Annotated in this window: 10 protein-coding genes; 8 read left to right on the plus strand and 2 right to left on the minus strand. The window is 58.6% G+C overall.

The features are described from left to right. The first annotated feature begins 88 nt into the window (after positions 1–88). From ACA063_RS13695 to pepN, 6 genes are read left to right on the plus strand one after another with little or no spacing between them, the layout of a single operon-like run. Positions 89–979: an NAD(+) kinase gene (locus tag ACA063_RS13695; RefSeq protein WP_162436772.1), complete on the plus strand. Its 891-nt coding sequence runs from the start codon at positions 89–91 to the stop codon at positions 977–979. Then, positions 976–1,950, plus strand: coding sequence for a metallophosphoesterase (locus tag ACA063_RS13700; protein ID WP_497666523.1), 975 nt, complete (start codon positions 976–978; stop codon positions 1,948–1,950). The genes ACA063_RS13695 and ACA063_RS13700 overlap by 4 nt, the downstream gene beginning before the upstream one ends. Next, positions 1,947–2,816, plus strand: a complete 870-nt coding sequence (locus ACA063_RS13705; protein ID WP_497666301.1) for a rhomboid family intramembrane serine protease — start codon at positions 1,947–1,949, stop codon at positions 2,814–2,816. Before ACA063_RS13700 ends, ACA063_RS13705 begins: the two co-directional genes overlap by 4 nt. 34 nt (positions 2,817–2,850) lie before the next feature. Then, positions 2,851–3,111, plus strand: coding sequence for a YeaC family protein (locus ACA063_RS13710; protein ID WP_194693256.1), 261 nt, complete (start codon positions 2,851–2,853; stop codon positions 3,109–3,111). Beyond that, on the plus strand, positions 3,108–3,938 hold the full coding sequence (locus ACA063_RS13715; RefSeq protein WP_497666302.1) for a DUF2797 domain-containing protein: 831 nt from the start codon (positions 3,108–3,110) through the stop codon (positions 3,936–3,938). The genes ACA063_RS13710 and ACA063_RS13715 overlap by 4 nt, the downstream gene beginning before the upstream one ends. A gap of 10 nt (positions 3,939–3,948) precedes the next feature. After that, the gene (gene pepN / locus ACA063_RS13720) at positions 3,949–6,606 is read left to right on the plus strand and encodes an aminopeptidase N (protein ID WP_497666303.1); all 2,658 of its coding nucleotides are present in this window, start codon (positions 3,949–3,951) and stop codon (positions 6,604–6,606) included. A 275-nt stretch (positions 6,607–6,881) separates the two neighbouring features. On the opposite strand, the gene ACA063_RS13725 is transcribed toward pepN, so the two are convergent. After that, a complete protein-coding gene (locus ACA063_RS13725; protein WP_497666304.1) occupies positions 6,882–7,421 on the minus strand; it encodes a dihydrofolate reductase family protein in 540 nt (179 codons plus the stop codon). Positions 7,422–7,891: 470 nt separating this feature from the next. Here ACA063_RS13725 and ACA063_RS13730 point away from each other — a divergent pair, with 470 nt between their 5' ends. Then, positions 7,892–8,944, plus strand: a complete 1,053-nt coding sequence (locus tag ACA063_RS13730) for a WD40/YVTN/BNR-like repeat-containing protein (protein WP_497666305.1) — start codon at positions 7,892–7,894, stop codon at positions 8,942–8,944. A gap of 28 nt (positions 8,945–8,972) precedes the next feature. Continuing rightward, positions 8,973–11,357, plus strand: a complete 2,385-nt coding sequence (locus ACA063_RS13735; RefSeq protein ID WP_162436763.1) for an efflux RND transporter permease subunit — start codon at positions 8,973–8,975, stop codon at positions 11,355–11,357. 322 nt (positions 11,358–11,679) lie between these two features. Here the strand turns inward: ACA063_RS13735 and ACA063_RS13740 are convergent, their stop codons facing one another. Next, positions 11,680–12,399, minus strand: a complete 720-nt coding sequence (locus ACA063_RS13740; protein ID WP_497666306.1) for a FadR/GntR family transcriptional regulator — start codon at positions 12,397–12,399, stop codon at positions 11,680–11,682. Between the last annotated feature and the right edge of the window lie 55 nt (positions 12,400–12,454).

Genomic DNA, 12,454 nt, shown 5'->3' on the forward strand with positions numbered 1-12,454 from the left:
ACTACACCCTTGTCGCTGAAAGGATTTTGTCTATGCCGCGCTTTCGCCCATAATCGTGTTTTTCGCCGTCGCAGAGCCTGGAAGCCCCATGGAGCAATTTCGTAATATCGGCATCATCGGTCGCCTTGGCAGTTCGCAGGTGCTGGATACCGTCCGCCGACTGAAACGGTTTCTGCTCGATCGTCATCTACACGTGATCCTCGAAGACACCATTGCCGAAGTGCTGCCAGGTCATGGCCTGCAAACCTCGTCGCGCAAGATGCTCGGCGAAGTGTGCGACATGGTGATTGTGGTCGGTGGCGACGGCAGCCTGCTCGGCGCGGCCCGGGCACTGGCCCGACACAATATTCCGGTGCTGGGTATCAACCGCGGCAGCCTGGGCTTTTTGACCGACATCCGCCCGGATGAGCTGGAAGTCAAAGTGGCTGAAGTGCTGGACGGCCATTATCTGGTTGAAAACCGCTTCCTGCTCCAGGCCGAAGTCCGCCGCCACGCCGAAGCCATCGGGCAGGGCGATGCGTTGAATGACGTGGTGCTGCACCCTGGCAAATCCACGCGAATGATCGAATTCGAGCTGTATATCGATGGCCAGTTCGTGTGCAGCCAGAAGGCCGACGGCCTGATCGTCGCTACGCCCACCGGTTCGACGGCTTATGCGCTGTCAGCCGGTGGCCCGATCATGCACCCCAAGCTCGACGCTATTGTGATTGTGCCGATGTACCCCCATACCTTGTCGGGCAGGCCAATTGTGGTCGATGGCAACAGTGAGCTGAAAATCGTCGTGTCCAAGGATATGCAGATCTACCCGCAAGTCTCCTGTGACGGGCAAAACCACTTCACCTGCGCGCCGGGTGACACCATCACCGTCAGCAAGAAAGCCCAGAAACTGCGACTGATCCACCCGCTCGACCACAACTACTATGAAGTCTGCCGGACCAAGCTCGGCTGGGGCAGTCGGCTGGGTGGTGGAGGCGACTGATGCTCGATCCCGCGCGTAGCTACGACCTGATCGGTGACGTGCACGGTTGCGCTCTGACCCTTGAGCACTTGCTCGACCGGCTCGGTTATCACAAACAAGGTGGCGTCTGGCGCCATCCGTCGCGTATGGCGGTGTTCGTCGGAGACATCATCGACCGTGGCCCGCGGATTCGCGAGGCGCTGCACATCGTCCACGACATGGTCGAAGCCGGCCAGGCGTTGTGCATCATGGGCAACCACGAGTTCAATGCCCTCGGCTGGAGCACGCCTGCGCCACCGGGCAGCGGCAAGCAATACGTGCGCGAACACACACCGCGCCATGCCCGCCTGTTGGCCGAAACCCTGACCCAGTTCGAACACCATCCCGCCGATTGGCACGACTTCCTGCAATGGTTCTATGAGATGCCGTTGTTCGTCGATGCCGGGCGTTTCCGGGTGGTGCACGCCTGCTGGGATGCCGGCCTGATCGCACCGCTGCGGGCCCAGTTCCCCAATGGGTGCGTCGATGAGCATTTCCTCCAGTCCTCGGCGGTGCCCGGCAGTTTTGCCTGCACCGTGTTCGACCGCCTGTTGCGCGGCACCGACATGCGCCTGCCGGACGGATTGACCATGACCAGCGGCGATGGCCTGACGCGATCGTTCTTTCGCACCAAGTTCTGGGAAGACGACCCGCAAACCTACGGAGACATTGTGTTCCAGCCTGATGCCTTGCCTGACCCTGTGGCCAAGACGCCACTGTCTTCTATCGAAAAAAATACCTTGCTGCGCTACGGCGTCGACGAGCCCCTGCTGTTCGTCGGTCATTACTGGCGCAGTGGCAAACCCGCGCCGATCCGTCCAAACCTCGGTTGCCTGGATTACAGCGCGGTGCTCTACGGCAAACTCGTTGCCTATCGCCTGGATCAGGAGACACGACTGGATCCGAACAAGTTCGTTTGGGTCGATGTCGAGCGTCCGGAGGTGCTGCAATGAGTACCGTCGCCGTACTGCGCCTGCCACTGGCGGTGGACCTGAGCGGGTTCGTCAAATTGCTGCAGCGCATGCAGGTTCCGCATCGGGTCAGCGAGGAATCTGGCGAACAGGTGCTGTGGGTACCCGCCAACATCAGCGAAGACGTGCGCTCGCTGTACGAACGCTTTCCGGCGGGTGATCCCGATCAGCAGCTGGACATCCCGGTTGCGCAAACCACCAAGCGCCCAGGCTTTATCGAACAGTTGCGTCATGCCAAGGCAACCGGCCTGGTGTTGGTGCTGAGCATGATCGTCGGCGCTGTCACGCTGCTGGGCGAAAACCTCGACACGATGCACTGGCTGACCTTCCTCGATTTCCGCGTGGTCGGCGAGTACATCCATTTCGTGCCACTGGCTGACAGCCTGGCCGCGGGGCAGTGGTGGCGGCTTGTAACGCCAATGCTGATCCACTTCGGCATCCTGCACCTGGCCATGAACGGCATGTGGTACTGGGAACTGGGGCGGCGGATCGAATCCCGCCAGGGCAGCATCAATCTGATTGGCCTGACCCTGCTGTTCAGCCTGGTCTCCAACTACGCCCAGTATCTGTTCAGCGGTCCGACGTTGTTTGGCGGGTTGTCCGGCGTGTTGTACGGCTTGCTCGGGCATTGCTGGATCTTCCAGATGCTGTCGCCGAACCCGGCTTATCGCCTGCCACGGGGCGTGCTGGTGATGATGCTGGTCTGGCTGCTGCTGTGCCTGTCCGGGCTGGTCTCGATGATCGGTTTCGGTGAAATTGCCAACGCGGCCCATGTCGGCGGGTTACTCATCGGATGCTTCACCGGTTTGTTGGGTGGTTTGTACAACCGCCGTAAACTGGCCGTCTAAAATTTTTGTGCAGATTCAAGAGCGCGGAGACCCAATGTCCTCTTTTAACGAAATGATCAAGAACATCACCCCCGACATCTACCAGAGCCTGAAACTGGCGGTGGAAATCGGTAAATGGTCCGACGGTGGCAAACTCACCGCCGAACAGCGCGAACTGTCGTTGCAGGCAATGATCGCCTGGGAAATCAAGAACCTGCCCGAAGAAGAGCGCACCGGCTACATGGGTCCTCAGGAGTGCAGCTCCAAGTCGATTGAAGTGCCTAATATCCTGTTCAAGTCGGATGCCATCCATTGATCGAGATTGGCCGCGGTGCAATCAGCAAAATGTCGGCACGCCTTGACGGACCGGACGTGCAGTACGCGTTTCGTCTGGATGATGTCGAGGTACCGGTCAATCCATTGATCGGGACCACAGTGCGCCTGGAATACCTGGGGGCGATCCATTGCTCCCATTGCGGACGCAAGACCAAAACCAGTTTCAGCCAGGGTTATTGCTACCCGTGCATGACCAAACTGGCGCAGTGCGATATCTGCATCATGAGCCCTGAGCGTTGCCACTTCGACGCCGGCACCTGCCGGGAGCCCGAGTGGGGCCAGACGTTCTGCATGACCGACCACATCGTGTACCTGTCCAACTCGTCGGGCGTGAAAGTCGGTATTACTCGCGCTACGCAGCTGCCAACGCGCTGGATCGATCAGGGCGCCCGTCAGGCGTTGCCGATCATGCGCGTGTCGACGCGTCAGCAATCGGGTTTCGTCGAGGACCTGTTTCGCAGCCAGGTGGCGGACAAGACCAACTGGCGTGCTTTACTCAAGGGCGAAGCGGTTTCGGTGGACCTGGCAGCCGTTCGCGATCAGTTGTTCGACAGCTGCGCCGAAGGTTTGCAAGGTTTGCAGGAACGATTCGGACTGCAGGCGATCCAGACCATTGCCGATGTCGAACCGATTGAAATCCGCTACCCGGTCGAGCAGTACCCGGCCAAGATCGTCAGCTTCAATCTGGACAAGAACCCGATTGCCGAAGGCACGCTGCTGGGGATCAAGGGCCAGTACCTGATCTTCGACACCGGCGTCATCAATATTCGTAAATACACGGCTTACCAGCTCGCCGTGCATCAGTAAGGACTCCAGCATGCGCACCGAACAACCGAAGATGATCTACCTGAAGGACTATCAGGCGCCCGAGTACCTGATCGACGAGACGCACCTGACCTTCGAGTTGTTCGAGGACCACAGCCTGGTCCATGCGCAACTGGTGATGCGCCGCAATCCCGAGCGTGGCCCGGGCTTGCCGCCACTGGTGCTGGATGGCCAGCAGCTTGAATTGCTGTCGGTGAACCTCGGTGATGTAGCGCTGAGCGAAACTGACTACCAGTTGACTGAGAACTACCTGACCCTGCACCCGACCAGCACCACGTTCACGGTCGACACCAGTGTCAGGATCCACCCGGAAACCAATACCGCGCTGGAAGGCCTGTACAAGTCCAGCGGCATGTTCTGCACCCAGTGCGAGGCTGAAGGCTTCCGCAAGATCACCTATTACCTCGACCGCCCGGACGTGATGAGCAAGTTCACCACCACGGTGGTTGCCGAGCAGCACAGCTACCCGGTGTTGCTGTCCAACGGCAACCCGATTGCCTCAGGCCCGGGCGAAGAAGGCCGGCACTGGGCAACCTGGGAAGACCCGTTCATGAAACCGGCATACCTGTTTGCGCTGGTGGCCGGTGATCTTTGGTGCGTCGAAGACACCTTCACCACCATGACCGAGCGTTCCGTGGCGCTGCGCATCTACGTCGAGCCGGAAAACATCGACAAGTGCCAGCACGCCATGAACAGCCTGAAGAAATCCATGCGCTGGGACGAAGAGGTGTACGGCCGCGAGTACGACCTGGACATCTTCATGATCGTCGCCGTGAACGACTTCAACATGGGCGCCATGGAGAACAAGGGCCTCAATATCTTCAACTCCAGCGCCGTGCTGGCCAAGGCAGAGACCGCCACCGACGCCGCTCACCAGCGGGTCGAGGCGATCGTCGCCCACGAATACTTCCACAACTGGTCGGGTAACCGCGTGACCTGCCGCGACTGGTTCCAGCTGTCGCTCAAGGAAGGTTTTACGGTGTTCCGTGATTCCGGTTTCTCCGCCGACATGAACTCGGCCACGGTCAAGCGCATCCAGGACGTGGCTTACCTGCGGACCCACCAGTTCGCCGAGGACGCTGGCCCGATGGCCCACGCCGTGCGCCCGGACAGCTTCATCGAGATCTCCAACTTCTACACCCTGACCGTGTATGAGAAGGGCTCGGAAGTGGTCCGCATGATCCACACCTTGCTCGGTACCGAAGGCTTCCGCAAAGGCAGCGATCTGTATTTTGATCGCCATGACGGCCAGGCCGTGACCTGCGACGACTTCATCAAAGCCATGGAAGACGCCAATGGTGTCGACCTGACCCAATTCAAACGGTGGTACAGCCAGGCCGGCACGCCACGGCTGGCGGTGAGCGAGGCCTATGACGCCGCCGCGAAAACCTACAGCCTGACCTTCCGCCAAAGCTGCCCGGCGACCCCGGACAAGGTTGAGAAGCTGCCGTTCGTGATCCCGGTCGAGCTGGGCCTGCTGGACAGCAAGGGCGGCGAACTCGCCCTGCGCTTGCAAGGTGAGGCCAGCGCCCAGGGCACTTCGCGAGTGATTTCGGTGACCGAAGCCGAGCAGACGTTCACCTTCGTTGACGTTGCGCAACAGCCGCTGCCGTCGTTGCTGCGCGGCTTCTCGGCACCGGTAAAGCTGAGCTTCCCGTACAGCCGCGATCAATTGATGTTCCTCATGCAGCACGACACTGACGGTTTCAATCGTTGGGACGCCGGCCAGCAACTGTCGGTTCAAGTGCTGCAAGAGCTGATCACCGATCACCAGAAGGGTGAGAAGCTGGTGCTGGATCAACGTCTGATCACCGCCCTGCATTCGGTGCTGACTGATGAAACGCTGGACCAGGCCATGGTCGCGGAAATGCTCTCGCTGCCGGGTGAAGCGTATCTGACGGAAATCAGCGAGGTTGCTGATGTTGACGCCATCCACATCGCCCGCGAGTTTGCTCGCGAGCAATTGGCGGACAACCTGTTCGAACCGCTATGGCTGCGTTATCAGGCCAATCGCGACCTGTCGAAAAAGACGCCTTATATGGCCGAGGCCGAGCACTTTGCTCGTCGCGCGCTGCAGAACATTGCGCTGTCATACCTGATGCTCAGCGAAAAACCGGAAGTCCTGGCAGCGACTCTTGAACAGTTCGAGTTCAGCGACAACATGACCGAACGCCTGACGGCGCTGGCGGTGTTGGTCAATTCGCCGTTCGACGAAGAGAAAGCCAAGGCGCTGGCCAGTTTTGCCGAGCACTTCAAGGACAATCCGCTGGTCATGGATCAGTGGTTCAGCGTTCAGGCTGGCAGCACACTACCAGGTGGCCTGGAGCGGGTGCGTCAGCTGATGCAGCATCCGGCGTTCAACATGAAGAACCCGAACAAGGTGCGGGCATTGGTGGGCGCGTTTGCCGGGCAGAACCTGATCAACTTCCATGCGGCGGATGGTTCGGGGTATCGCTTCCTGGCGGACCTGGTGATCGAGCTGAACGGGTTCAATCCTCAGATTGCTTCCCGTCAACTGGCGCCGCTGACTCGCTGGCGCAAATACGACGACGCTCGTCAGGCGTTGATGAAAGGTGAGCTGGAGCGGATTCGGGCTTCGGGTCAGCTGTCGAGCGATGTCTTCGAAGTGGTCAGCAAAAGCCTGGCCTGACAGCCTGTAGCAGCACCGTAAGAACACTGTAGGAGCTGTCGAGTGAAACGAGGCTGCGATCTTTTGATCTGTGTTTTTTATAAAGCGAAAGTCAAAAGATCGCAGCCTCGTTTCACTCGACAGCTCCTACAGTGCCCCTGCATAGCCGTTACGCATTTCCTACAAGGGAATGTGTACGATGAGCCAGCTTCCGAAACTTAATACCAAACGCTTCAATGGTTTCTTCCCTTGAGGGCCGATGCTGCAAGATTCGGTACATGATCGTCTTGCGGGCGTTAATCCGACTTCACGTCCAGAACGCATTCCATTGCGCCGCTCTGCAGCGTTCGTTGTTTACTGAAACTGACTTCAAGCGCGCGGTCAACGGGCAGTACGGGAACGCCGCTGCCGAGAAAGATCGGGATGGTGGTGATGAGCAACTGCTGCAATTCCCCGGCGTCTGCAAAACAGGCTGCCGTTTTGCCGCCACCGACCAGCCAGACATTCTTGCCATTCGCTGCTTGTCTGGCCGTGGCCGCAATGGCTCCGGCATCACCGTGTACGAAGGTGATATTCAGATTGGAGGGCGCTGACAAATTCCGGTTGCTCATGACAAAGGCGGGTACGTCCTGGTAGGGCCAGTCATCGGGAGCGTTCGACATGATCCATTCATAGGTCTGCGACCCCATGATCACTGCTCCGACCGTCTGATAAAAATCATCATAGGCCGTTGCGTCATCCCCTAGCGCAAAGTTCTCCAGCCAATCCAGTTTGTGTTGTTGAGTGGCAATATAACCATCCAGAGTGGCAGCGACGTAATAGACCAGTGTCGACATGTGTTTTCCTTATAGTCGTGCAGGCGCGAAATAACCCCCAAATTAAGCCCCCGCTGGACAGCGACGCGCGGCGATAGTAATCATCAACTCGTTGTACCGACGAATGCTTTTAAAGAAAAGATCAAAAGATCGCAGCCTCGTTTCACTCGACAGCGCCTACAGGGTTCCTATAGAGGGCGTTCCTACGCAGCCCTTACGCACTTCCTAAAGGGGAATGTGTACTCAAAAGCATCCACGATCACCCCTCCGAATACCCCCTCATTCACCTCCAGCCCTTATCCCGCCAGTTAACAAAAGATAACGTGGCGTCGATTGTCAGACCTTTCCAAACACCGATAGGATAAGCCAGCTTCCGAAGGGGCTCTAGATTGCGCATTTCAGGACTATGCTCCAGAAAGCCGATCAGGATGAACAACCTTACGGCGCCCTGAAAGGTTGAACGACCTAACAATAATAATGGGGGAAGGTCTATGAGTGAGCCTGTCATGGGTGTGGGTATCTGCCGCCCGCCGGCATTACGCAAATTCGCGTTGCTGGCTACAGCGCTCTCGCTGTTGGGCACTGCCATGTTGTCGGCTCCTGTGCTGGCCGCGGCCGCGCCGGCATCCGACGTTGTCTATTCCGTTGAATCCGCCAAGGCCAGCAAAAGCCTGATGCTCGATGTCGTGCACGCCGGCAAGCGGCTGGTGGCCGTCGGTGATCGTGGGCACATCCTGTATTCCGATGACCAGGGCGCCACCTGGACCCAAGCGAAGGTGCCCACCCGGCAACTGCTGACATCGGTATTTTTCGTCGACGACAAATACGGCTGGGCCGTCGGCCATGACGCGCAGATCCTCGCCAGTGAGGACGGAGGCGTCACCTGGACCAAGCAATACGAAGATTTGAAACGCGAAGCGCCGCTGCTTGACGTCTGGTTCAAGGACGCCAACAGCGGCTTTGCCGTGGGTGCCTACGGCGCATTGCTGGAAACCACCGATGGCGGCAAGCACTGGGAAGACGCCAGCGACCGCCTCGATAACGAAGACCAGTTTCACCTCAACGGCATCGCGGCCGTCAAGGATGCCGGGCTGTTCATCGTCGGAGAGCAGGGCAGCATGTTCCGTTCTGCCGACTGGGGTCAGACCTGGGAAAAACTCGAAGGCCCGTACGAAGGCTCTCTGTTCGGCGTAATCGGCACGGCTCAAGCCAATACCCTGTTGGCTTACGGATTGCGCGGCAACCTGTTCCGCTCCACCGATTTCGGCACCACCTGGGAGCCGGTTGAACTCAAGGCAACCCGTGGCGCGCTGGAGTTTGGCCTGTCGGGAGCAACGCTACTCGATGATGGTTCAATCGTGATCGTCGGCAACGGTGGCTCGGTGGTCCGCAGCAGCGACAACGGCGAAACCTTCAGCGTGTTCAACCGTGCGGATCGCATTTCCGTGTCGGCCGTCACTGCCGCAGGCAACGGAAATCTGATTCTGGCAGGACAGGGCGGCGTTCGCGCTACTTCGCCATCGGGCGCCGAGTTGGGCAAATGAGCCGGGCACATAATAAGAAGGCGGGTCTATGACATCCCTAAGCAGCCATCACCAAGACAAGGCGACATTTCTCGAGCGCCTGATTTTCAACAACCGCCCGGCAGTGATCACGATCTGCCTGCTGGTCAGTATTTTCCTTTTCTGGCAGGCGACGCTGATTCGTCCGTCCACCAGCTTCGAAAAAATGATCCCGCTGGAACATCCCTTCATTCAAAAGATGATGGAGCACCGCAACGACCTGGCGAACCTGGGCAACACGGTACGGATCTCGGTTGAAGCCACCGACGGCGACATTTTCTCCAAGGAATACATGGAGACCCTGCGTCAGATCAACGATGAAGTGTTCTACATTTCGGGTGTCGACCGCTCCGGTCTCAAGTCGCTGTGGAGTCCGAGCGTACGCTGGACCGAGGTGACGGAAGAAGGCTTCGCCGGCGGTGAAGTGATCCCGCAGAGCTATAACGGTTCGCAGGAAAGCCTCGATCTGCTGCGTAACAACGTACTCAAGTCCGGGCAAGTCGGACGGCTGGTGTCCAACGACTTCAAGTCGAGCATTGTCGATATTCCATTGCTGGAGTCCTACCCGGACCCGCAGGACCAAGGCAAATTACTGGCCCTGGATTATCGCAAGTTCTCTCATGAGCTCGAAGACAAGATCCGCGACAAGTTCGAAAAACAGAACCCCAACATCAAGATCCACATCGTCGGTTTCGCCAAGAAGGTAGGCGACCTGATTGATGGTCTGGTCATGGTGGTGATGTTCTTCGGCATCGCCTTCGTGATCACCCTGATCCTGCTGTACTGGTTTACCAACTGCATGCGCAGCACCGTGGCGGTACTCAGTACCACGCTGGTGGCGGTGGTCTGGCAACTCGGCTTGATGCACTTTTTCGGCTTCGGACTCGATCCCTATTCGATGCTGGTGCCGTTCCTGATTTTCGCCATCGGTATTTCCCACGGCGTACAGAAAATCAACGGTATCGCCTTGCAGTCCAGCGAGGCGGACAACGCACTGACCGCCGCACGACGGACTTTCCGCCAGTTGTTCCTGCCGGGGATGATTGCGATCCTCGCGGATGCGGTGGGCTTCATTACCCTGTTGATCATCGACATTGGCGTGATTCGTGAACTGGCCATCGGCGCGTCCATCGGCGTGGCGGTGATCGTGTTCACCAACCTGATCCTGTTGCCGGTGGCGATTTCCTATGTCGGCATCAGCAAGCGCGCCGTGGAGCGCAGCAAGAAGGACGCGGTGCGCGAGCATCCGTTCTGGCGTCTGCTGTCGAACTTCGCCAGCCCGAAAGTCGCCCCGGTGTCGATTGCCCTGGCACTGATCGCTTTCGGTGGCGGCCTCTGGTACAGCCAGAACCTGAAAATTGGTGACCTGGACCAGGGTGCTCCGGAGCTGCGTCCGGACTCGCGTTACAACAAGGACAACAACTTCATCATCAGCAATTACTCCACCAGCTCTGACGTATTGGTGGTGATGGTCAAGACCAAAGCCGAGGGTTGTTCGCGTTACGAAGCCATGGCGCCCATCGACGAACTGATGTGGAAGATGCAGAACACCGAGGGCGTGCAGTCGGCGATCTCGCTGGTGACCGTGTCCAAGCAGATGATCAAGGGCATGAACGAGGGCAACCTGAAATGGGAAACCCTGTCGCGTAACCCCGATGTGTTGAACAACTCCATCGCCCGTGCAGATGGCCTGTACAACAACAGTTGCTCGCTGGCTCCGGTACTGGTGTTCCTCAACGACCACAAGGCCGCGACCCTGGACCGAGCGGTTCACGCGGTGCAGGACTTCGCCAAGGAGAACAACAAGGACGGCCTGGAATTCATCCTCGCAGCCGGTAACGCCGGGATCGAGGCGGCGACCAACGAGGTGATCAAGGAATCCGAGCTGACCATCCTGATCCTGGTGTACATCTGTGTTGCGACCATGTGCATGATCACCTTCCGTTCCTGGGCTGCGACCTTGTGCATCGTGCTGCCGCTGGTGCTGACCTCGGTACTCGGCAACGCGCTGATGGCGTTCATGGGCATCGGCGTGAAGGTGGCGACCTTGCCGGTCGTGGCATTGGGTGTCGGGATTGGCGTGGACTACGGCATCTATATCTACAGCCGTCTGGAAAGCTTTCTGCGTGCCGGTCTACCGCTGCAAGAAGCGTACTACCAGACGCTGAAATCCACCGGTAAAGCCGTACTGTTCACCGGCCTGTGCCTGGCGATCGGCGTGTGCACCTGGATCTTCTCGGCGATCAAGTTCCAGGCCGACATGGGCCTGATGCTGACCTTCATGCTGCTGTGGAACATGTTCGGTGCACTGTGGCTGTTGCCGGCGCTGGCACGGTTCCTGATCAAGCCGGAGAAACTGGCGGGGCAGAAGGGCAATTCGCTGTTTGCTCACTGATCCTTTGCTGAAACACGAAAGCCGCAACCTCAGGGTTGCGGCTTTTTTTTATTCGAAGATCAAAAGATCGCAGCCTCGTTTCACTCGACAGCTCCTACGTGGGAGTGCGAATCCTGTGGTGCGGTTTTTATTCGACGATCAAAAGATCGCAGCCTCGTTTCACTCGACAGCTCCTACGCGGGAATCCGAATCCTGTGGCGCGGTTTTAACTCGACGAGCAAAAGATCGCAGCCTCGTTTCACTCGACAGCTCCTACGTGGGAATGCGAATCCTCTGTAGGAGCTGTCGAGCGAAGCGAGGCTGCGATCTTTTGAATTTTCTTTTACGGGTGATCGCTGCCGAGCACCACATTCAGCGCACTACGCGCATCATCCAGCTGCACCAGCGTCGCATGCCGTGCGCCGAGGGCGTCGCGGTTTTCGATGGCGGTCAGGATCGCCTTGTGCCGTGGCAATGCCAGTTCGTGCAAGTTCGGTCGCTGGTTGGAATGCTTCAGCGCTTCGGCAATTGCCACCGAGAGCATGTTGCACAGGTTGGCCAGTAGATCATTGTGCGTGGCATCGGCAATTCGGCTATGGAAATCCAGGTCCGGTTGCAGCAGGGCTTCGGGCGTCGGCGCGGCCTCCATGCGTTGATAGGCTTCACCGATGGAGGCGATGTCTGCCTCGGTGGCGAACTGGGCGGCCAGGGCGGCCGCGGCGGGTTCGATGATGCTGCGCACACTGGTCAGCAGATCGAAGAATTCATTTTGCGGACTGCTTTGCATCAGCCAGTGCAACACGTCCGGGTCGAGCATGTGCCATTCCTTGCGCTGCTTGACCACCGTGCCGACGCGCGGACGGGAATACACCAGGCCCTTGGCAACCAGTACCCGCGTGGCTTCGCGCAGCACCGGTCGGCTGACCGCGTACTCTTCGCACAACAGGGCTTCGGCGGGCAGTTTGTCGTCCGGTTTGAATCGCCCGGAAACGATCTGCATGCCCAGTTCCTGGACGATGCGCGAGTGCATGCTTTTGCGGTCGGAGGGTTTGCGGTAATCCATGGGGAACGGCGCGATCCTGTGGGATGGAGATGCCGCGCATCATAACAGGCGAGAC

The sequence above is a fragment of the Pseudomonas sp. LBUM1643 genome, from assembly GCF_059716215.1.